The organism is Commensalibacter oyaizuii (assembly GCF_029953265.1).
In the GTDB taxonomy this organism is placed as follows: domain Bacteria; phylum Pseudomonadota; class Alphaproteobacteria; order Acetobacterales; family Acetobacteraceae; genus Commensalibacter; species Commensalibacter oyaizuii.
In genome coordinates, this window is sequence record NZ_JASBAO010000001.1 from 880,358 (window position 1) to 902,625 (window position 22,268).

The following is a 22,268-nucleotide window of genomic DNA, read 5'->3' on the forward strand; positions in this document are numbered from 1 at the left end:
TCAAGCTACCTTTTTTTATTTGTGTTAACTTAATCCATTAAACAATGGTGTTGACAAATATCTCTCTGCAAAAGACGGTGCGATTGCAACAACCATTTTACCTTTATTTTCTGGTTTTGCAGCAAGCAGCAAGCTTGCATGTAACGCCGCCCCAGATGAAATACCAACAGGGATACCGTCCAGACGCGCCACCCTGCGAGAAGCAGCCAAGGCATCACTTTCGGAAACCATTAGAACTTGTTTTAAAAGCTCTGCATCTAAGATTTTTGGTTTAAACCCTGCACCAATCCCTTGAATACCATGGGGACCAGGTTCTTCACCATTTAAAACAGCGCTTTCTGCGGGCTCAACGCCATAAATTTCAATATTGGGATTATACTTTTTTAATCCCTTGGCAATTCCTGTAACTGTACCGCCAGTACCAATCCCAGCGACAACAATATCGACCTTGCCAGCAGTATCCTGCCAAATTTCCTGGGCTGTTGATGCCTCATGAACAACGGGATTAACCTCGTTTTCAAATTGACTAGGCATCCAAGCGTTGGGCGTTTTCGCAACAATCTCTTCAGCGCGTGCAATCGCCCCTGCCATTCCCAGATGCCCTGGGGTTAATTCAACCTGAGCATCTAAAAAACGCATCATTTTACGTCTCTCAATGGATGCTTTCTCTGGCATTGTAACAATTAAGCGATATCCCCTTGCCGCAGCAACAAAAGCCAAACCAATGCCTGTATTACCAGATGTTGGCTCAACAAGAACGCTTTTGTGGGGGCTGATAAGTCCTTCTGCCTCGGCTTGTAAAACCATTCCTGTAGCTAGCCTATCTTTTACAGAAGCTAGCGGATTAAAAAATTCAAGCTTTAACAAAATATCAGCAGGAATCTGATCCGTTTTTAACAGATTAGATGGCCGCACCAAAGGTGTTCCCCCAACTGTTTCCAGCAAAGAGTCATAAATACGTCCTCTGGGTTGCGCAAAAGAAAAACCTTTATCAAGAAAAGAGTCTGATTTTTTTGAATTTGTCATAAATAGCATCCTAAGCAATATGTACTGCCTACAAGTATATCACTATAATTTGCTGTGAATATTTTTTTTTTATAAAATTATGCTATTTTTTATCTTTAATAATTCATATATACTTATAAGAATAAGAGAATTAAATAAATAATTAACCTAAAAGGCATTTAAGGAAAGTATTATGCTTTTAAGACAAGATCGTGCTGTAATTGCTATTCTTATTGTTACTGATATTGCTTTTTATTCAAGTCGCAATAATACAGTTAGTGCAGCAGATATTTCAACCCGCACTGATTTACCAAAAAGAAGCATTGAACCAATATTACAATTATTATCTAAAGCCTCTATCTTAGAAAGTACCCGTGGCCCCCATGGTGGCTATCATCTGGCCAGACCAAAAAGATTAATTACTTTAGCACATGTTATTCAAGCTATTTCTGTTCAGGAAAAAGAAAAATACACAGATATTACCTTCTCCTTATATACACAAATTGTTAAGCCATTTTGGGATGAAATAGATCAAAAAGCACTAAAAGAGGCATCCAAAATCACATTACAGGATTTGGTAAAAAAAGCCGAACAAAAAGGGATGAAACGCCCGCGTCCCACCCCTATTTATTTCACAATTTAATACAACTTATGAGTAAAGGTAAAAACAATTTTTACCAATATACAAAATGACTAATTAGTTATTTCTTTTTTGCAGTTGAACGATGAACTGTCTTTTTACGACTTTTGGTTGATTTAGATTTGGTTGCCTTTTTTGCTGAACTTGACTTTGCTGTTGGTTGTGCTGTGACCGGCTTAGTTACCTGCACACCTGTATTGTCAACAGTAACCGCAACAGACAGAGGTGTTCTTTTTACGCCATCTTTATGAATTAAACTTGCGGTAAACGCATCTGAACCCGCATAGGCAGTTGTCGGTGTGTAACGAACATAGGTACGGTTATCATAGTTATATAAAAATGTTTTACCATGTTCGGGAACAGTGGTTATTCCAAATGAGGTAAATGATCCTTTTACATCTGGTTCTTCAACAATAAATTCACATTGACCATCATCACTGCGAACTGACATCGTTGTTTTCCAACTGCCATCAGGATTTTTAACAATTGGTCCAACTGTACACACTGCTGAACGTTTATCATATCTAAAAGGATTATTTGCTTCACGGTCATATGACACACCTTGTTGATGTTGACACGCAGCCAACCCGAACCCTAAGGTAACTAAAGCTAAAGATAATTGAAGACGCACGTAATAGCCCCCACTGCATTAAAATAAAAACCACAAAGCCAAACACTTCGCAGTTCCAACAAACCGTTCATATAGTATAAAAATTATATCTTCAAATACTTATCTTATCCAAAAGAAAGGTCAACTGATTTAATAAAATAATCTAATTTTTTTTGCCATGGAATAAAAATTATTTCATAAAGAAAACTATTATTTTGTACCATTATATATATTTTATAAAATTATAAACTAAATACAGTATATATATTCCTCCCTCAAAAAAATAAACCTGTGATATTCTTTAAATATAGTTTTGAACTATGAAGTAAAGTTTGTTATATAAGCTATTGCATTCTATAAAATACCTGCTATATGCGAGGATTACGTCATACTAACTGATACGGGTTTAAATTGCTAAAAACATGAAAAAGCTGGAAAAACTATCGAATCGGTTATCTTTAATTGTCCTAATGTAATTCTTAAAACATTTCACATCATCTGATTCGGAGAATTCAATGTCTCTTTCCCCTAAACGCTTTGCTCTTTGTGGATTGATTCTTACTGGCCTTACCCTTAGTCAAGCTGGCTTTGCTGCAACATGCCGCGTTTCTCCAGCACATGAAGCTTTTAATGTTGAAAGCTTAAAAAGCGAATTGATGGTTACCGCCCTTTCTTGTCAAGGACAGGATCAATATAACGCATTCGTAAAGCAGTTTGGTTCAATTATCAATGCCCAAGAAAGCAAGCTAAAAAGCCACTTTAGATCTACCTACGGGGGGCGTGCACAAAAAGCACAAGATGATTATATTACTCAATTAGCAAATGTTCAATCTTCACAAGGATTAAAAGCAGGCACGATCTTTTGTTTACAAAGGATGAGCATGTTTGATGAAGTCAAACCTTTAAAAACAGCAACCGAGCTTTCTCAATATGCAGATGCCAAAGATATCCTTCAACCTTCATCTACTGAGATTTGCCAGGCACCTACCAGTTCAAAAGCAAAAAAATCCAGTAAAAAACGTACAACAAGTCACAAAGCAAAAGCGCGTAAAAAATAGTCTATTTTCTCTGCAAAGTAATGAAGAAAATAGTTTAAAAAGACGCAATTTTATGAGAACTATTGCAGCATGAGCGATTTATTTTCTTCAAAAAACACATCTAATCCTTCTGATACAAGAAAAAAAGACAAATCTAGTTCGCAAGCATCTCTTACTAACAGTTATGATGCTAAAGATATCGAAGTTCTTGAAGGGTTAGAGCCTGTTCGAAGACGTCCAGGTATGTATATTGGTGGCACCGATGAGGGTGCATACCACCATATGGCATCGGAAATCTTAGACAATTCAATGGATGAAGCGGTTGGGGGGTTTGCCAATCTTATTGATGTACGATTGGACATAGGCAATAAATTAACAATTCGTGATAATGGCCGCGGTATTCCTGTTGATCCCCACCCTAAATTTAAAAATAAATCTGCTTTAGAAGTAATTTTAACCACTTTACATGCTGGTGGAAAATTCTCAAATAAAGTTTATAATACAGCGGGCGGATTACACGGTGTTGGATCTTCTGTGGTCAATGCACTTTCTTCTTGGATGGAGGTTGAAATTGCTCGTGATCGTGTTTTATGGAAGCAGACCTACGAACGAGGACAACCTGTTACACCATTAATTAAGGTAGGAACGGTCCAAAATCGTCGAGGCACGCAGATCAGCTTTATTCCTGATACTGAAATATTTGGCACAATTCACTTTTCTGCTAAACAACTCTTTAAACTCTGCCGTGCGAAGGCTTTTCTGTTTAAAGGAGTTACAATTCACTGGTCTTGTAATGACCAACTGATCAAAAGCTCAGATATCCCATCAGACGCAACATTGCATTTTCCAAATGGATTAGAAGACAGCCTGAAAGAAGAAATTGATCCCACCGCCCTGATCTGTCCAATTTGGTCTGGTGACGTTGCCCTACCTACTGATATCAATGGCTCCAGTACAGGTCGAATCGAATGGGCTATTGCTTGGCTAGCCAAAGGTGAATCTTCTGTAAGTTCTTTTTGTAATACCATCCCCACCCCATTGGGGGGTACACATGAACAAGGATTCCGTAATGCCTTACTTAAAGGGATACGGGCCTGGGGGGATCAACGCTCTAATAAGAGAGCATCTATTATCACAGCTGATGATGTCCTGAGCTCTTTATCTGCTAAGTTATCTGTTTTTATTCGAGACCCAGAATTCCAAGGGCAAACAAAAGAAAAGCTCAGTTCTAAAGAAACTGTAAAATTGGTTGAGACGGCACTGCGAGACAGACTGGACCACTGGCTAGCTGCGGATCCTAGCCAAGCAGATATTTTGTTTTCAACAATATTAGAAAAAGCAGAGGATCGGCTAAGACGCAAGGAAAATAAAGATGTTCCCAGAAAAAGTGCAACTAAGCGCCTACGATTGCCTGGGAAACTGACAGATTGTACTAGAGAGAATTCAGAATATACGGAAATCTTTATTGTTGAGGGTGATTCCGCTGGTGGTTCCGCCAAACAGGCACGTAACCGTGAAACGCAAGCTATTTTGCCTTTGCGTGGAAAGATTCTGAACGTTGCCAGCGCATCTAATCAAAAATTGAATAATAATCAAGAACTTAAGGATTTAATAGAGGCCCTTGGTTGTGGGATAGGATCTTATTTTGATCTCAAAAAATTACGTTATGGACGCATAATCATTATGACGGATGCGGACGTGGATGGTGCTCATATCGCATCTTTGCTTATGACATTTTTTTATCAAGAATTGCCTGAACTTATTCATCAAGGCCGATTATACCTTGCCCAACCCCCTTTATATCGTTTAACCCAAGGGGAAAAAAGCATTTATGCCATGGATGACAAGGATAAAGACAAAAAGCTTACTAAAATGAACCAAAACCGTGGCAAAGTCGAAGTATCCCGTTTTAAAGGGTTGGGAGAAATGCCACCCAAAGATCTAAAACAAACAACAATGGATCCAAAACACAGAACACTCTTAAAAGTAGTCATTCCATCAGAACAAACTGAGTTGACCGAAGAACGTGTATCTAATTTGATGGGCCGTAAATCAGAAATGCGCTTCCAATTTATCCAAGAACACGCAGGGTCTGTCGATATGTTGGATATCTAGTATGCCTCGTCCGAGGATATTCAAATAGAATATCCTTTTTTTACCGATAAAGTTTTGTAAAAATTTTTTATATTTTTAATTCAATTTTTTTATTAAATTGTTTAATAAACTTTTAAGACGAGGAAAAATTCTCAAAACAACTGTCATTGTCTTTATATCAAATATTTGAAATCCATCGTATTTTGCACCAGTGACGCTTGAACATGGTTTATTTTAAATTCTATATAATGAAAAAATTACTTGGTATTTGTCTCTTAAAAAACGATTTGTCTTATTATAATTAATAAACTGCCTTAACATGAGTTGTCACAAATCAAAAAATACTCCCTAAAATTGAATTACTAATTTCTATCGTAAACCTCAAACAAAAGATTCTATTTCTATCGTTCAAGCAACAACTTGTTTTTTAACAATCAATTATTGTTTTAAATCAAAATGAAATTTTGCTAGAAATTAGCCACAAAAAACGACCTTGCAATCAAGGTCGTTAATAAATTCTATGCAAAAGCATAAGTCTAATTATGTGATTTCAAATTTTACGAAGAACAACGATAAACTTTTTGTTGCTCACTATTCATTAAATAATAATTAAAAAAGAATAAATCTGGTAATCCTTGTCATTATTATCTTTACAATCAGGCCCCTTCCACCCCATCACCTGCCATCAAGCGAGGCTTAATATGCTCATCAAATTGCTTTTCGTCTAAAAGACCTGTTTTCAATGCAGCTTCTTTTAAACTTAACCCTTCAACATCACCAAGATGTGCAATTTTAGCTGCACCGTCATATCCAACAACAGGGGCCAGTGCGGTAACCAACATCAGAGAATTATCAATGTAATGCTGAATACGTTTTGTATTCAATGTGGTGCCTTCGACAGAAAATTCGCGAAAAGCTTTAGCAGCATCCGTTAGCAAGCGACTAGCATGCAACGCATTCATAATCACCAACGGGCGGGTAACGTTGAGTTGTAAATTACCTTGTGCCCCAGCCATAGCAACCGCTGCATCCAAGCCCATGATCTGAGTACATACCATAATCATGGCCTCACACTGTGTTGGATTAACTTTTCCAGGCATGATAGAAGAACCTGGCTCATTTTCAGGTAAATGCAGCTCACCCAAACCGCAACGCGGACCAGAAGCCAACCAACGTGTATCATTAGCAATTTTCAGCAGAACCGTTGCAACTCCGCGCAATGCTGCCATTACTGCGACCATTCCATCCAATCCACCAAGGGCTGCAAATTTATTGGGGGCAGTGATGAAAGGATACCCAGTTATTTCTGAAATTTTAGCAGCAATTGCTTTGGAAAAACCTTTGGGCGCATTCATGCCCGTTCCGACAGCTGTCCCCCCTGCCGCCAACTCCATAATGCCACGTTGGGCCTCTTTCACTCGTAACAAACCATCTTTTAACTGATACGCCCATCCAGACCACTCTTGACCAACCGTCAATGGAACCGCGTCTTGTAAATGGGTGCGACCAATTTTTACCACCTCGAACCATTCTTCTGCTTTTGCTTCGATCGCCTTGACGAGCTTACTTAATTCTGGGAAAAATTTCTTTTCCAGTTCCAAAGCCATAGCAACATGCATAGCAGTGGGAAAACTGTCGTTCGAGGACTGTCCCATATTCACATGATCGTTTGGATGTACAGGTTTTTTAGAACCAATTTCACCATTCAATAATTGAATAGCGCGATTGGCAATTACCTCATTAGCATTCATGTTGGTTTGCGTACCAGACCCTGTTTGCCAAACACATAATGGGAAATGATCGTCTAATTCACCATTTGCGGCTTCTTTTGATGCTTGCACGATAGCCTTAGCTATTACAGGATCCAACCGTCCAGCATCACAGTTAACTTCAGCTGCAGCCCCTTTAACCACACCATAAGCATGGTATACTTCTCTAGGCATGATATCGCCACCAATATTAAAATGGTGTAAAGACCGTTGTGTTTGTGCCCCCCAATAACGATCGGCTGGCACCTCGACCTCTCCCATGGAATCACTTTCTTTACGCATTCCAGTTTTTTGGATACCAATCTCTACATATTGATAAGAAGCTTTATCCTGAGCCATAAGAAAATTCCTTTATTTTATCTTTTCTATATCGATCATAAAAAAAACCCACCGTAAAGCCAAGGGCTACAGTGGGAAAACAAATCATTCTAAGCTATATTAATGTTCACTTTTTAGCGAACCACTACATCTTTTACGTCAATAACATTACTGGCAACCGCATGCGCATGGTTAGTTAATTCGGCCACTCTTCCTGAAGTTGTAAAAGAAACAACTGCTGGATCAAATATGGATAAAAAGCTACTTGGATAAATTCCCATCCACAAAGTAATAACAGCCAAAGGAACCAAAATCGTCAACTCCCTAGCACTTAGATCACGCATGTGACTGACTGCTGGTTTAACGACAGCCCCAAATATAACACGGCGATATAAAACCAAGGTATAGATAGCACCCAAAATCATACTGGTTCCGCCCAATACGGCAATCCAAAATGATACTTGCAACGCACCAACCATCACCAATAATTCACCAACAAACGCACCTGTTCCTGGCAATCCAACATTGGCCATAATAAAAATCATACCTAATAATGCCAATTTTGGCATTTGGCTGGCAACGCCGCCGAACTCTGAAATGGAACGTGTTTCAGCACGATATGTAACAGCAGCAACACATAAGAACAATGCAGCAATTGTAACACCATGGGAAATCACCTGCATCAACGCCCCGTTAATCCCCTCTGCGGTAAAGGAAAATAAGCCAATCGCAATTAATCCCATGTGGGAGAAAGAAGAGTATGCAATCATACGCTTAATATCGGTCTGAGCCAGCGCAACAATAGCACCATAAATAACCGCACAAACACCCAACGCCATAATAAGCATTGCGTAACGGTGCGATGCCTCTGGCAACATGAAAATACAAAAACGAATTAATCCATAGGCTCCTGCTTTGGACATAACACCAGAAACCAACAATGTGGTCGATGCTGGACCTTCGCTGTATGCATCGGGCAACCATGCATGCAATGGAAATAAAGGTAATTTAACACCAAAGGCCAAAATAAAGCCCAATAGCAACCATCCCTGCACCGTCGCAGAGAAAGATTGGTGCATCAATACTGGAATATCCGTCGTACCCGTATTTACCCAAATCCACAAAATCCCGATCATCATGAACAAGGATCCTGTGAAGGTAAATAAGAAAAATTGAAGAGATGCAAAAATCCGTTTTGGACCACCCCAAATCCCAATTAGCATACTGCTTGGTAACAGGGTTGCTTCGTAAAAACAGTAAAAAACCACCATATCCAAAGAAGAAAATAACCCAACCAGTGTGGTTTCCAGCAATAATATTGCTACCATATAATCACGAATACGATCCGTAATCATTTGCCAAGCTGCTAAAATAGCGACTAAGGTCAGTAAGGTTGATAAGATAATGAAGAATAAACTAATTCCATCAACACCTACATGATAGGATACCCCAAAGCCAGACAACCACGAACTTTGATATACAAACTGATATCCGGGTAAGGTTGGATCAAATTCGCTCCACATTACGATGGATAATCCAAAAACAATAATACTTGTCCATAGGGCGATCCAACGAGCCGTACGTGCAACCTCTTCATAAGATCCACGCATTAAAAATATGACCAAAGCCCCAAGTAAGGGCAAATAAGTTACTAACGTAAGCAATACTGAGTGCACGGTATTCTCATTAATTAATTGTTTTAAATGCTATGACATGTAGATATATACATCTTTATAACAAATTTGCCCAGAAATGATTTTATATTTTCTTTATCTATCATAATCAAAACCTTTGAAACTATGAACGATGAAAGAGTTTCTCTATATCTTTTTTAGACCATTTTAACCATGTTGGGCGACCATGTGAACATGTTCCGGCCCTTGGGGTTGCTTCCATTTGACGTAATAAAGCATTCATTTCGTCAATATTTAATGCCTTGCCTGCACGAATACTGTTGTGACAAGCCATCCGCGATATAATAGTATCAAGTTGATTGTGTATGCTTTCTGATTCCTTGGGCGATGCTTGCTCATCCATTTCCAACTCTTCAGCCAAATCCACCAACAAATCGCGCGCAGAAATTGCCCCCAATAATTGTGGTAACGCGCGAACTAAAATTGATCGCCCGCCAAAAGATTCGATTTCTATTCCTAAATCGGCCAGGCTTTCTTTGTAATCTAACAAGCATTGCACTTGAATATGGGATAAATCAATCACCTCAGGTAAAAGTAATGGTTGTGATCGAATCGCATTTTCTAAATATTGCTCGCGTAAAGCTTCGTGGGTTAAGCGTTCGTGTGCTGCGTGCTGATCAACTAAAACGAACGATTCATCCTCGGTTACAGATAGAATATAGGTTTTAAAGAGCTGTGCAATTGCGTGGCCTAATGGGAATACTTTTTCTTCGTGGTGATCGACTTTATCGTTTTCAAATTCTGTAAACGAAACCAATGAGTTTTCCACATCCCGAAAAGATAATGCCTCTGTTGCAAAAAGAGATGCAGGCCGATCTGGTAATTTGCTAGGGGTTGCCTGTGTCGACAATAGTCCAAGGTCCCTTGGTGGCGATGGATATTGAACCGATACTGATTTTGGGTGGTACTGACGTGGTATCACTTGCAAAGATTCAGGATGTACACCGACCATCCCCGCCCCCATTGCCAGACTTTTATGAATGCTCCCAATAATTAAAGCCCTTACAGACGCTTCATCAGCAAAACGCAACTCGGTCTTCGCTGGATGCACATTAACGTCAATTTGATCCAAAGGAACCTTCAAAAATAAAGCAACCACAGGATAGCGACCTTTTTCCAAAACGTCACGATATCCAACACGAATGGCTGTCTGCATTACTGGATCAACGACTGGACGATCGTTCACAACCATAATCTGACCACTGGTTGTTGATCTATTTACTGAAGATGCCCCAATAAACCCAACCAAATGCAAATCATCACGTTTAAAGTCCAAATCAATTAATTCTTCGGCTCGGATTTCAGATAAAATAGCCAAAATTCGCTCTTTTTGTGTCTGAGCAGGAACATCAAACACTATCTTATCATTGCGAACTAGACAAAAAGAAACAGATGGGCGAGCAATTGCCAATCGCTGAATCATCGTTTCACAACGTGTATATTCCACTCGGATTGTTTTTAAAAATTTCCTTCGGGCTGGTGTTGCAAAAAACAAATCCTCAACAATAACCTGAGTACCAGTTTGTCCAGCGGCTGGTGTCACTTCACCAATTTTTCCACCTTCAACACTAATTTGCCAAGCTTGATCTGCATTTATGGTTCTTGAAATAATTTTTAACCGTGCCGCGGCACCAATAGAAGGCAATGCCTCCCCTCTAAAACCCAATGTAGAGATGTGCACCAAATCATCTTTAATAATTTTAGAGGTGCAATGACGCTCTACTGATAGGCGTAAATCAGAAGGGGACATTCCACAGCCATCGTCAATCACCTGAATACGATCAATCCCACCGTTTGTCAGATAAATAAATATTCGATTCGCACCAGCATCCAATGCGTTCTCGACCAATTCCTTAACCACTGCTGCAGGACGTTCAATAACCTCCCCCGCAGCGATTAAGTTAATTGTATGCTCTGATAATTGATATATCTTGGATGGTTGAGAAGAAAATTCTTCAGTTTTATCTTCTCTCAAACTGCTTATCCTTAGAATTTATTTTTTATCTGTTGTTGGTGTGGCTCCGTGATCAGGACTGACACCTAGGCTTAGGTTACCATGTATCCGCTTATTTTCAGCAGCACCATCCACTGCCAGATCAGAGGGTTTGCCACTATTCCAAAACATCACCTGATCTACAAAACCATTATCGATCATCAACTCGTGTTGACGATTCTGATTGGCAGACTGAGTTGCTTGCTGAACCAAAGCTGTTTGCCCTTCACTTGGGACGTCTTTATTACGTTCTAGCGCAACGTCAGGGGAAAGGATTTCTAACGCCTGTTGTCGAATAGATTGTTCTTGGGGACGTGTCGCGTTACTGTCTGGTAATAACAAACTGTCTGAAGGTGGCATAGACAAGGGTGATCGGGTCGTCACCGTATATTCATCAGGCATAGAACGTTTCAACCCAAAAGCACGAGAAACATCCTCTCCTGAACAAGCAGAAAGAAGCACCGCAGCCCCCATAAGGCAACCCATAGGCATGAATAAATTTAGGCTTAACTTGCGCACCATAATTTTGCCCTTCTCCTTCACTAAGAATAAATATCGAAAATATTAAGATAAACTATACATACTATGTCTTGGATCCCCAATTAAAAAAAGCATCCATTAATAATACACATACCCCACAAACAATTGCGCTGTCTGCGACATTAAATACATACCATGACCAACCGCCAACATGAAGATGTATAAAATCCACAACTGCACCAAAACGTAATCGATCAATAATATTTCCCAATGCGCCACCGACAATTGCGCCCAAACTCATGGTTACCCAAATTTTATGCGATCTAACCATCCAAATGAATAAACCACTTGCGATAACTAGTGCAACAACCGTAAAAATAACAGGCCCCCAAGAGCCAAGTTGCCCCAGCATACCAAAGGTAATCGCTGTATTCCAAACCATTGTGAAATTCATGAAAGGAAAAGTCACAATAGATTTTTTTTCAGGAAGATGAACAATATTTAAAATCCAATATTTGCTAAGTTGGTCGCAAATCAATACGACCAATATCATAACCAAGCCAAAAATCCATTTCTTAGATTTTCTAGAACCAGCAGAAAATGCGTTCATCTTGTCGATTTTATCCCTTGGTTTTATTGACTGACAACATCAACACAACGCAAACATAATTCTGGATGGTCGGCATTTTGCCCAACCTCATCCAAAACCTTCCAGCAACGTGCACATTTATGGCCAGATGCAACCCTAACACGTGGAATATCATGTCCTTCACCAGCTTGATTTTGCCGTGTTGTATAAAGAGATGCTGCACCAGGGATGATGTTAACATCAACCTGAGACACAATAACCAACTCAGCCCAATCATATTGACCAAAAATTTCAGCTTCTTGTTCAGAAAAACTAAGATCAACAGCTGCTTGCAAAGAGGATTTAATGACCCCCTCTCTTCTGGCATTTTCAATTTCTGTTGTAATGATACGACGTACGGCACGCAATTGCACCCAACGTTCTGCCAACGCATCATTTGACCATTCTGATGGCATGGTTGAGAAATCCTCTAGATGAACACTTTTCCCTTCGCCAAAACGTGCCATCCAAGCTTCTTCAGCCGTAAAACAAAGAACAGGTGCCAACCAAGTGCATAAACAACGGTGTAAAATATCAAGCACTGTTCTGACTGCTCGACGACGCAAACTGGATTTATCATCACAGTATAAAGCGTCTTTACGAATATCAAAATAAAACGCTGATAAATCAGTTGTACAAAAATGATGTAATGTTGGATATACACCCACCCATTCGTGGGATTGAACAGCTTGCTGAATAACTTGATGTAATTCTGTTAAGCGATGCAGCACCCATTTTTCTAATTCTGGTAAATCATCATACGAGACTTTTTCCGCGTCAGAGAAACCATCCAAACCGCCCAGTAACCACCGCAACGTATTGCGTAATCGACGATACAGATCGCCCTGCTGTTTTAGAATTTCTTTACCAATACGTAAATCATCATTCGTATCAGAATTCATAACCCATAAGCGTAAAATATCTGCACCCATGGAGTCATTAACATCCTGAGGCGCAACAACATTGCCTAGGGATTTGGACATTTTGCGTCCCTGTTCATCCATAACAAAGCCGTTGGTAACAATGGCTTTATAAGGTGCAACACCGCGTGTACCAACACATTCTAGTAAAGAAGACTGAAACCAACCTCGATGCTGATCAGAACCCTCAAGATACAAATCAGCAGGGAAATTCAGCTTATCTTTACCCAAAACAAAGGCATGGGTTGAACCACTTTCAAACCAAACGTCTACAATGTCGAAGACCTGTTCAAAGTCATCTGCATTATATTTTTCCCCAAGAAAACGAGAAGCTGGTGATGTATACCAAGCATCAGCCCCTTCAACCTTAAAGGCATCAACGATCCGTTTCATAACGGTTTCATCACGTAATACTTCACGGGTTTCTTTATTCACAAATACCGCAATGGGTACGCCCCATGCCCGTTGACGACTGATACACCAATCAGGACGTGAAGCCACCATACTGGTTAAACGATTACGAATTTGCGCTGGAACAAAAGTCACGCCTTCCAATACGGATAATGCATTCTTACGAATTTCACGATCATCATCCATGGCAATAAACCACTGCGGTGTAGCCCGATAAATAACTGGGGCACGTGAACGCCATGAATGTGGATAGGAATGAACAATCGAAGATCTGGAAACCAAACCAGCAAAAGCTTTATGCGTCTGCTTACTTTCCTCTCTGACCAAGGTTAATTGTTCGCAAACTGGATCTGACGCCTTAAATACGTGGATTCCTGCAAATAATGGTAATGTCGATACATAACGACCATCATCTTCAACCAATTCGTCCACACCAATTTGATGGTCACGGCATAAATAGAAATCATCCTCACCATGGGCTGGGGCACAATGAACCAATCCCGTTCCTGCCTCGGTGGTTACAAAATCACCAGCCAATAAAGGCACATCATAATCGAACCCTTTCCCCCGCAATGGATGTGCGGCCACAGCACCAGCCAGAGCTTTTCCTGGCAAACTATGTACGACGCTATGGCTGGCAATGCCGACTTGACTACAAAAGGCTTCTGCTAGATCTTGTGCCACCAGAAATTTAGCACCGATATTGACAAAAGAATCCTCTTGAACTGTATCTGCAACAATAACTTGGTAAGTGATTTCAGTATTATAAGCAATCGCACGATTGGCAGGGATGGTCCAAGGGGTGGTTGTCCAAATAACCGCAGATGTTCCCTCTAACCTCTTGTCCGTTGTTGGATCATTAACAATTGGAAATGCCACAAAAATGGTTACAGATGTATGATCGTGATATTCAATTTCCGCCTCTGCCAATGCCGTTTTTTCAACAGGGCTCCACATAACAGGGCGTAACCCACGGTATAAACTGCCATTTAATAAGAAACGTCCAATTTCTTCGACAATCGTGGCTTCAGAAGAAAAATCCATCGTAGCGTAACGATTATCCCATTCTGCTTGAACCCCTAAACGCTGGAATTCAGCAGATTGGGTCGATAACCAATTTTTAGCGTAATTGCGACATTCCGCACGAAATTGCAGCACAGGAACATCATCTTTATTTTTGCCAGCCTTGCGATATTCTTCCTCGATACGCCATTCAATAGGTAGACCATGGCAGTCCCAACCTGGAATATATCTTACAACTTCGCCGTTCATGCGGTGGGCACGATTAATGACATCCTTGATAATTTTATTTAGTGCATGACCAATATGCAAATGACCATTTGCATATGGAGGACCATCATGAAGGGTAAAAACTTTATGTCCAGCAGCCAAACGATCGTTTGATTTTTGTTGTATGGCCTCATCCAAACCAATATTCTTCCAACGCGTTAGAATTTCTGGTTCTTTTTTAGGTAATCCCCCACGCATCGGAAAAGAGGTTGAGGGTAAAAATACTGTATCACGATACAGGTCAGTCGATTTGGATTCAGTCATAACGTCATTCTAATTGTAATAATATTAACAATATATCTATTGATTCTACTTTGATAAAATCAACAACTCATTTTATAAGATATTTTATATAATCTTCAACCAAGATTGTTTCTTACTCATAATCAACAAGATCATTTTATAAATCAATCATTTTCAAAAAAGTTTTTGCATCTTGTGCATCTTTTGCAATTTGTGCCTTTAGCGCATCTAGCCCACTAAAGCGTTTTTCAGCCCTGATGAAATGGTGCAACCAGACCGTCAATTCTTGATCATAGATCTCTTGATCAAAGTCAAACAAGTGCACTTCAAGACAGCTTTTGGGTTGATGACCAATGGTAGGACGGTATCCTAAATTAGCAACGCCTTGATACCGTTTACCATCAGATAAAGCCGCTTCAATCGCATAAACACCGCATTTTGGTTCCAGATGTTCGCCCAGAGATAAATTAGCAGTGGGAAAGCCAATAGTACGCCCGCGTTTATCCCCGTGTTGCACGATACTCTGAATACTCCACACCCGCCCTAGTAACTCAGATGCTTTCTCAGGCTGCCCAGATCTTAGAAGATGTCTTACACGACTAGAAGAAATAATCCCCTTATCATCTTGTAAGGGATGAATAATACTTAATCCAATTCCTAACTTTTGGGTTTCTGTAGTCAAATATTCTGTGTTTCCATGACGATGATTGCCAAATGCAAAACCATCCCCGCATGCAATATGCACTATCCCAAAAGAATTATGTAAGATTTTATGAATAAAATCATGTGCACTTAACTTGGCAAACTGAGGGGTAAAATTAATTTGAAAAATATAATCAACCCCAAGTTGATTCAAGATAGCGTTGCGCTCATCGGCTGTTGTTAATCGAAATGGCTCTTCTTCTGCACGGAAGAGCTGACGCGGATGGGGTTCAAAAGTAACCACTGATAAAAGACGGTTTGGGCATTGCTGACGTAATTGTTCCAACAAATAGATATGACCCCGATGGACACCGTCAAAATTCCCCAAGGCTGTTGCTGTTAGTCGAGCCTCTTTGGGAATTGGCTGTCCATCTTTTAAAATTATAGTCATAAACGGCTATATATCCTTCTTTTAACCTCAGCAATTGTCAATTTGATGCCATGATATTATTTTTTATCCGCATCTTTTGGGAATACTTTTTCCTTTTCTTCGTTAAAGGGAACAGACGTGTCGGCTTTTTCTGATCCTGATAACGCTTTATTTTGCTGACTTTGTGAACCAGAAGAAGGCTCGTCATCGGCCATATTTTTCTTAAAGGCCTTGATCCCTTTGGCAAAATCACCCATCAATGATGATACTTTGGTCGTTCCAAACAATAACAAAATGACAATTAAAACAATCAGCCAATGCCAAATGCTCATACTACCCATAATACCCTCATGTCGACGTTTGGGTTAAAGAAGGATGTTGTTTATATTTTAACAACGCATCAAATTTACGTAAAATCATAAAGAAAATTATCATAATCTTTAACATTGGGTAATACTATAATTTTACCATCTATGCAAAATTTTACACTCGTATTCCATATATAACATAATCGCAGATTAAAATTTAGCGACCTTTTGTATTATATTTGGCAATTTCATCCCGATTCTAATGTAAGGAAATACAGATAGTTATCCCTATTATCACATAATACCTAAGATTTATTAGGTAAAATAAACCCATAAGTCGGATATTTACGCGTGCCTAACTTGCGAATTGGTGGCCACCATACCCTGACCAAAGACCAATCATTTCGAGAAGATACGTCAACTACGGATACGTTACGGTCAATCCGTTGTGCCTGCCAGTTTGCATGTTCAACCAAAATAGTTCTGGAATCTTTAAGTTTTTTTACAACAGAAACGTGACCATCAGGAAGGCGCGACGTTTTGCGGAACACTAATATTGCCCCGCGCTGGGGTATCTTTGTATGCGCATATTTTCCATTAGACTTGGACCACCACGTATAAGCAGATCCACGCAACTGAACCCCTGTTATTTTACGGGCATACGGGGCACATTGTAAAGGTCCATTATAACTGCGCCCACCACCGCATGCTACTAACAAGGGTATTATTCCAAACAATATGATTGCTGACCTTACAATTCGCATATATTGCCCCATTTTACAAAGATCTTAATGTGTCTACCATTTCTTCTGCTTCGCAACGATCCATTAACAATAAACGTTCGATCATTGCAAATGAAAAACCACCTCTTACCAAAGATTGTTGCTCTTTTCGTATTATATCAGAACTGACATCCCTATCTGAACGCCGAAATGGACCCATTCTGCGTTTTTTCATATAAATTAAGGCTGCTAATATTTCTGAATCTTTTTCTTGATATTGGGTAACAACCGTTTGGATAATAGATGGATCTATACCTTTTTCATGTAGTTTCATTTTCACCATTCTTGATGAACGCCCAGAACGAATTAACGATTGTGTTTTATACTCTGCAAATACCTGATCGTTGATTGCACCAATTCGTTTCATATCTACAACAATATCTGGAATCTGTTTTTTTCCTTGATGAAGTAAGGTTTGAATTTCCTCCTCATCCATTCCCTCCTCTTTTACTTTCATTCCCCACCGACGCAACTTCGAATTTAAAATCCGTTTCAACCCTGCTTCGGTATTATTATAACGTCCCAAATAGGTTAGTGCATATTCTCTTAAATCTGGAAATTTCGTATAATTCATATGCATCGCCATTATTAGATCATCAAAATGATAAAATGGAATAAGAAAAAATTGACTTTATATCAGCAATAACAGATTATAATTATTTTCTTCAATTCTAATAGATTATAAAAGAGTTACCATGATTTCCGTTCTTATGCCTACCTATAATCGTGCAAATCTTGCTTTCCAGCAAGGAAAAGGTGTTTGGCTTTATACGGAGGATGGACGACGATTTTTAGATTTTGGTGCTGGGGTTGCAACATCTTCTGTTGGACATAATCACCCCCACCTAGCCAGCACCATTGCAGAACAGGCAAAACTCGTCTTGCATGTTTCAAACCTGTATCGCATTCCACAAGCTGAAAAATTGGCACAACGATTTGTCGATATTAGCTGTGCCGACAGTGCTTTTTTTTGCAACTCTGGCGCAGAAGCAAACGAAGGGTTAATGAAAGCCATTCGTCGGGCCCAATTTAAAAACGGTCACCCAGAAAGAGTGGATATTATTTGTTTTGAACATGCTTTTCATGGCAGAACACTGGCAACCTTAACCGCAACAGGCAATCCAAAATATATGGAAGGCTTTGGTCCAAAAGTACCAGGCATTAAACATATTCCTGTTGGCGATTTCGAGAAACTGCATCAAGCAGTGGACGAACATACCGCTGGGTTTCTAATTGAACCTATTCAAGGTGAAAGTGGGATTACAACAGTTCCAAATAATTTTTTGCGTGAGCTCAGAAAAATTTGCGACGAAAAAAATCTTTACCTCGGATTTGATGAGGTTCAGTGCGGTATGGGACGTACTGGCAAGATGTTTGCCTATCAATGGACAGATGTCGAACCTGATATTTTCTCCTTAGCCAAGGGGATCGCAGGTGGTGTACCAATGGGGGCATTTTTAGCCAAAGCTTCGATTGCCCAACATTTGACTGCGGGTACACATGGTTCCACTTTTGGCGGAAATCCTTTGGCCTGCGCTGCGGCGAATGCTGTATTGGATATTTTATTAGAACCCGGATTTTTAGAACATATTACAACAGTGGGACAGTATCTTGCCAAAGAACTACAACAATTAATCGACCAGTATCCCGATATTTTTGAAGAGGTCAGAGGAAAAGGATTAATGTTAGGTATCAAAGGCAAACTTCCCCCCATTGAAATTCAAAATGCAGCACTACACCACAATTTATTAACTGTTGCAGCGGGCAACAACGTCTTGCGGGTTATCCCCCCCTTGGTCATTAATCAAGAAGAATGTAAAGAAGGGGTAAAGCGTCTGGCTGCAGCCGCTGCAGACTTACAAAAAAATATGGATAAAGCTCTATGAGTGCAACACCAACAAAGCAAAACGCACAACCTAAATCATGTAAAAATTTCCTTGACCTAAGCGGTGTCAGCAAACAGGATTTGCACGACATTATTACTTTAGGCAAGCAAATGAAGGCACTGCAGGAAGAACGAAAATATCCTCTGCACCCTGCAGAACCCTTAAAAGGGAAAACAATAGCTCTTATCTTTTCTAAACCTTCGACACGTACCCGTGTGTCTTTTGAGGTAGGTATTCGCCAATTAGGGGGAAACCCTATTGTTTTATCGACAGACACAATGCAAATTGGACGTGGGGAAACCATCGCTGATACCGCACGGGTATTATCACGTTTTGTCGATTGTATGGTTTTACGTACAGGGTGCACCAATGATCTGTTGGAGCTAGCTGAACTTAGCTCGGTTCCAGTTATTAATGGTCTTACCCCTGCCTCTCATCCTGCACAGGTTATGGCAGATATCATGACATTTGAAGAGCATAAAGGCCCTATTAAAGGACGTACAGTGGCATGGTTAGGGGATGGTAATAATGTTGCTAATTCTTTTATCGAAGCCGCAGCTCAATTTGAATTTACCCTAAATCTTGCCACCCCTACCAACTTTCAACCTTCAAAACAAGTTCTAGCGTGGGCGCAGCAACAAGGTGCTAAGATTCATCTAATCTCTTCTCCACACGAAGCTGTAAAAAATGCAGATGCTGTAGTTACCGATACTTGGGTCAGCATGTCAGATAACGAAGATGAGAAACTGGCACGCCTAAAAGCATTGCAACCTTACCAAGTCAATAAAGAATTGATGAGTTGTGCAGCCAAAGATGCAATTTTCCTTCACTGTTTACCAGCCCACATCGGTGAAGAAGTTACAGAAGAAGTATTTGAAAGCAAACAATCCGTCGTCTTTGATGAAGCTGAAAACCGTCTTCATGCGCACAAAGCCATTCTAATATGGGCATTGATGGGGGACGACTGGCAGAAATATGGTTCACGATAACCCTATCTCTTTAAATCCTCGTTCTTAATCATTAATATTGGTCAGAAGTTTCCTGCTTCTGACTTTATTAAATTCTAAGGCACCGTAATTATGACCAAACTTCAACATGACCACGACCGTCCTAACGTTCCCAATGTCGTCATTCCCAAGGGTATTACGCCATTCTTTTTTACATCAGCGAGAGGGCGTTTAATTCGACTGGATAATTTAACCGATGCGTTGTTACAACGTCATAATTATCCCTATGCCATTTCCAAACTAGGAGGAGAGGCTTTGGTTTTGGTTGCAGGGTTAGCCTCTGCATTAAAATTTGAAGGTTCTTTTTCCCTACAAATTAAAGGCGAAGGTGCTGTGTCGTTATTGGTCGTTGATTGTACCGATAAAGGTGAATTACGATTTTATGCTAGATTTGACGAAGAGAAACTAGCAGCCCTTTCCAAAGAGGCAACAGCTTTGCAATTATTTGAAAAGGGTTTATTTGTCTTAACCGTCGATCAAAAAAATGACAAAGATACTTATCAAGGGATGGTCGAACTGACGGGTAATACATTGTCAGAAATGGCAGTTGAATATTTTAAAACCAGTGAGCAACTGCCATGTTGGATACGGCTAAGCTGTGAACAAACTGAAGATGGGTGGCAGGCAGCAGGGCTGATTTTAGAAAAAATTGCAAATGATCCGTCTATCGTCATCAAATCCAATGACGAAATCGAAAGCGCAGAAGAAGATTGGAATACGCTTACAATTTTAGCTGAAACATTAACGTCTACGGAACTGTTAGATATACAATTACCTCATGAGCAATTACTCTATCGTTTGTTTAATAGTACGTCTGTCAGTATTGGCTCTCCCAAACCATTATCTTATGGGTGTCGTTGTTCGCGTTCTCGGCTTAAGAATATTCTAAAAACATTTAGCCAAGATGATTTGCATAGTATGAGTGAAAATGGCAACATCACAATGACTTGTGAATTTTGCCGTTATGATTTTATCTTTCCTAGAACAGAAATTATACAATAATATAGTTTGGCTAGCATAAACCTAATAATCTATTTAGTTCATAATACGATTGACATAAATCAAGCTTTATAAATGGTTAATAGAGGAATCAAATGTCACTGAAACAATCAAAAACCTTTTCAACTCGATTAAAATTATGCGCCTCAGCTTTTTTACTATTTAGTCCTATGGTTGGATTAACAGCGTGCTCTCATCATGATGAACCCAATTTTGCTCCTTTGACCTATGATTATTTAACCCCGATCTTTTTTAATGTCGGTCAGATAACCATCCAAAATATGACAGCTGGTGCAACCTATCCACGCGATGTCACCAACCTAAGCCCTGTATCGCCAATAACAGCTTTGGAAAATATGGCTAATAATCGTTTCAAGGCACGAGGATCGGCAAGGCACGCCGTATTCACCATTAAACGTGCCTCTTTACAAGAATCTGGGCACAATGGAATTTATGGTCAGATGGACGTTTCTTTTGATATTTATAATAGTAATAATCAAAAAATGGCATCTATTCAGGCTGGGGTAAATCATACATATGATATAGATTCTTCTAAAGGGGATGCTAATAGTAAAAGTAACCTATACGACATTACCCAAAAGTTAATGCAAGACATGAACGTGGAATTAGAATATCAAATCCGTCAGCATTTACAAAAATATATAGTTGATGCAACAGGAACCCCTATTGCCAATGATATCCAGACCCAAGATCTAGGCACACCTAATAAACCAACATCAACACAAAAAAATACCAAAGCCAAGCAAAATACAGGATCAACAGATGAAGATCTGAGTGCTGTCTTTCCAGGAGGGCGCCCTGATAGTGGCTCTAAAACATCTGGTACCCAACAGGTTCCTGAAACGACCAGTAAATACCCCACTGGCAGTTTAGGAACAATCCCAGCCTCTGCTGTTCCTGATGGTTACTAAAGAATACTTATAAAAAGAATAATCGTGGATCTATCAATATAAGATCTCACGATTATTGTTAAATTATTCTATTTTGTCTTATCTAAAAATTACAAATTATTTGTCAATAATTCATATTGCACTACTTAAACCAATAAGTATTTTCTTCGA

General features: G+C 39.7%; 19 protein-coding genes. 7 read left to right on the forward strand and 12 right to left on the reverse strand.

Annotated elements, in window-relative coordinates; translation table 11 throughout:
* Positions 1–24: 24 nt before the first annotated feature.
* Positions 25–1,026 (reverse strand): cysteine synthase A, encoded by a 1,002-nt coding sequence (gene cysK / locus QJV27_RS03890; protein WP_281447661.1) that lies wholly within the window; start codon positions 1,024–1,026, stop codon positions 25–27.
* 172 nt (positions 1,027–1,198) lie between these two features.
* Between cysK and QJV27_RS03895 the strand changes: the two genes are divergently transcribed.
* Positions 1,199–1,648, forward strand: a complete 450-nt coding sequence (locus QJV27_RS03895; protein ID WP_281447662.1) for an RrF2 family transcriptional regulator — start codon at positions 1,199–1,201, stop codon at positions 1,646–1,648.
* A 58-nt stretch (positions 1,649–1,706) separates the two neighbouring features.
* Here QJV27_RS03895 and QJV27_RS03900 read toward each other — a convergent pair whose 3' ends face one another.
* Complete coding sequence (locus QJV27_RS03900) at positions 1,707–2,276, reverse strand: hypothetical protein (RefSeq protein ID WP_281447663.1); 570 nt, start codon at positions 2,274–2,276, stop codon at positions 1,707–1,709.
* 494 nt (positions 2,277–2,770) lie between these two features.
* On the opposite strand from QJV27_RS03900, the gene QJV27_RS03905 reads away from it, so the two are divergent.
* Positions 2,771–3,313, forward strand: a complete 543-nt coding sequence (locus QJV27_RS03905; protein WP_281447664.1) for a hypothetical protein — start codon at positions 2,771–2,773, stop codon at positions 3,311–3,313.
* Between the two features lie 69 nt (positions 3,314–3,382).
* On the forward strand, positions 3,383–5,407 hold the full coding sequence (parE, locus tag QJV27_RS03910; RefSeq protein ID WP_281447665.1) for a DNA topoisomerase IV subunit B: 2,025 nt from the start codon (positions 3,383–3,385) through the stop codon (positions 5,405–5,407).
* A 635-nt stretch (positions 5,408–6,042) separates the two neighbouring features.
* On the opposite strand, the gene fumC is transcribed toward parE, so the two are convergent.
* The 10 genes from fumC to QJV27_RS03960 form a co-directional block, all read right to left on the reverse strand.
* On the reverse strand, positions 6,043–7,494 hold the full coding sequence (gene fumC, locus QJV27_RS03915; protein WP_281447666.1) for a class II fumarate hydratase: 1,452 nt from the start codon (positions 7,492–7,494) through the stop codon (positions 6,043–6,045).
* Positions 7,495–7,607: 113 nt separating this feature from the next.
* Positions 7,608–9,149 (reverse strand): complex I subunit 4 family protein, encoded by a 1,542-nt coding sequence (locus tag QJV27_RS03920; RefSeq protein ID WP_281447667.1) that lies wholly within the window; start codon positions 9,147–9,149, stop codon positions 7,608–7,610.
* 121 nt (positions 9,150–9,270) lie between these two features.
* Complete coding sequence (mutL, locus tag QJV27_RS03925) at positions 9,271–11,142, reverse strand: DNA mismatch repair endonuclease MutL (RefSeq protein WP_281447668.1); 1,872 nt, start codon at positions 11,140–11,142, stop codon at positions 9,271–9,273.
* An 18-nt stretch (positions 11,143–11,160) separates the two neighbouring features.
* Entirely contained in the window at positions 11,161–11,682 is a 522-nt protein-coding gene (locus QJV27_RS03930; protein ID WP_281447669.1) for a DUF3035 domain-containing protein, read from the reverse strand.
* 61 nt (positions 11,683–11,743) lie between these two features.
* Positions 11,744–12,250 (reverse strand): signal peptidase II, encoded by a 507-nt coding sequence (lspA, locus tag QJV27_RS03935; protein ID WP_281447670.1) that lies wholly within the window; start codon positions 12,248–12,250, stop codon positions 11,744–11,746.
* Positions 12,251–12,273: 23 nt separating this feature from the next.
* Positions 12,274–15,153, reverse strand: coding sequence for an isoleucine--tRNA ligase (gene ileS, locus QJV27_RS03940; protein ID WP_281447671.1), 2,880 nt, complete (start codon positions 15,151–15,153; stop codon positions 12,274–12,276).
* Between the two features lie 136 nt (positions 15,154–15,289).
* On the reverse strand, positions 15,290–16,225 hold the full coding sequence (locus QJV27_RS03945) for a bifunctional riboflavin kinase/FAD synthetase (RefSeq protein ID WP_281447672.1): 936 nt from the start codon (positions 16,223–16,225) through the stop codon (positions 15,290–15,292).
* 56 nt (positions 16,226–16,281) lie between these two features.
* On the reverse strand, positions 16,282–16,545 hold the full coding sequence (locus tag QJV27_RS03950) for a twin-arginine translocase TatA/TatE family subunit (RefSeq protein WP_281447673.1): 264 nt from the start codon (positions 16,543–16,545) through the stop codon (positions 16,282–16,284).
* A gap of 272 nt (positions 16,546–16,817) precedes the next feature.
* Complete coding sequence (locus tag QJV27_RS03955) at positions 16,818–17,288, reverse strand: CHAP domain-containing protein (protein WP_281447674.1); 471 nt, start codon at positions 17,286–17,288, stop codon at positions 16,818–16,820.
* 1 nt (position 17,289) lies between these two features.
* Positions 17,290–17,868: a regulatory protein RecX gene (locus tag QJV27_RS03960; protein WP_281447675.1), complete on the reverse strand. Its 579-nt coding sequence runs from the start codon at positions 17,866–17,868 to the stop codon at positions 17,290–17,292.
* A gap of 121 nt (positions 17,869–17,989) precedes the next feature.
* On the opposite strand from QJV27_RS03960, the gene QJV27_RS03965 reads away from it, so the two are divergent.
* The 4 genes from QJV27_RS03965 (at position 17,990) to QJV27_RS03980 (ending at position 22,118) form a co-directional block, all read left to right on the forward strand.
* A complete protein-coding gene (locus tag QJV27_RS03965; protein ID WP_281447676.1) occupies positions 17,990–19,180 on the forward strand; it encodes an aspartate aminotransferase family protein in 1,191 nt (396 codons plus the stop codon).
* Complete coding sequence (gene argF / locus QJV27_RS03970) at positions 19,177–20,169, forward strand: ornithine carbamoyltransferase (RefSeq protein WP_281447677.1); 993 nt, start codon at positions 19,177–19,179, stop codon at positions 20,167–20,169. Before QJV27_RS03965 ends, argF begins: the two co-directional genes overlap by 4 nt.
* Before the next feature lie 90 nt (positions 20,170–20,259).
* Positions 20,260–21,189: an Hsp33 family molecular chaperone HslO gene (hslO, locus tag QJV27_RS03975; RefSeq protein WP_281447678.1), complete on the forward strand. Its 930-nt coding sequence runs from the start codon at positions 20,260–20,262 to the stop codon at positions 21,187–21,189.
* Between the two features lie 92 nt (positions 21,190–21,281).
* Entirely contained in the window at positions 21,282–22,118 is an 837-nt protein-coding gene (locus tag QJV27_RS03980) for a hypothetical protein (RefSeq protein ID WP_281447679.1), read from the forward strand.
* Positions 22,119–22,268: the final 150 nt, after the last annotated feature.

Coding starts and splice junctions, on each gene's coding strand:
- hslO (WP_281447678.1), top strand. CDS start 20,260: ATGACCAAACTTCAACATGACCACGACCGTCCTAACGTTCCCAATGTC.
- QJV27_RS03905 (WP_281447664.1), top strand. CDS start 2,771: ATGTCTCTTTCCCCTAAACGCTTTGCTCTTTGTGGATTGATTCTTACT.
- fumC (WP_281447666.1), bottom strand. CDS start 7,494: ATGGCTCAGGATAAAGCTTCTTATCAATATGTAGAGATTGGTATCCAA.
- QJV27_RS03945 (WP_281447672.1), bottom strand. CDS start 16,225: ATGACTATAATTTTAAAAGATGGACAGCCAATTCCCAAAGAGGCTCGA.
- QJV27_RS03955 (WP_281447674.1), bottom strand. CDS start 17,288: ATGGGGCAATATATGCGAATTGTAAGGTCAGCAATCATATTGTTTGGA.
- QJV27_RS03895 (WP_281447662.1), top strand. CDS start 1,199: ATGCTTTTAAGACAAGATCGTGCTGTAATTGCTATTCTTATTGTTACT.
- ileS (WP_281447671.1), bottom strand. CDS start 15,153: ATGACTGAATCCAAATCGACTGACCTGTATCGTGATACAGTATTTTTA.
- QJV27_RS03950 (WP_281447673.1), bottom strand. CDS start 16,545: ATGGGTAGTATGAGCATTTGGCATTGGCTGATTGTTTTAATTGTCATT.
- QJV27_RS03930 (WP_281447669.1), bottom strand. CDS start 11,682: ATGGTGCGCAAGTTAAGCCTAAATTTATTCATGCCTATGGGTTGCCTT.
- QJV27_RS03960 (WP_281447675.1), bottom strand. CDS start 17,868: ATGAATTATACGAAATTTCCAGATTTAAGAGAATATGCACTAACCTAT.
- parE (WP_281447665.1), top strand. CDS start 3,383: ATGAGCGATTTATTTTCTTCAAAAAACACATCTAATCCTTCTGATACA.
- QJV27_RS03980 (WP_281447679.1), top strand. CDS start 21,282: ATGTCACTGAAACAATCAAAAACCTTTTCAACTCGATTAAAATTATGC.
- cysK (WP_281447661.1), bottom strand. CDS start 1,026: ATGACAAATTCAAAAAAATCAGACTCTTTTCTTGATAAAGGTTTTTCT.
- argF (WP_281447677.1), top strand. CDS start 19,177: ATGAGTGCAACACCAACAAAGCAAAACGCACAACCTAAATCATGTAAA.
- QJV27_RS03965 (WP_281447676.1), top strand. CDS start 17,990: ATGATTTCCGTTCTTATGCCTACCTATAATCGTGCAAATCTTGCTTTC.
- lspA (WP_281447670.1), bottom strand. CDS start 12,250: ATGAACGCATTTTCTGCTGGTTCTAGAAAATCTAAGAAATGGATTTTT.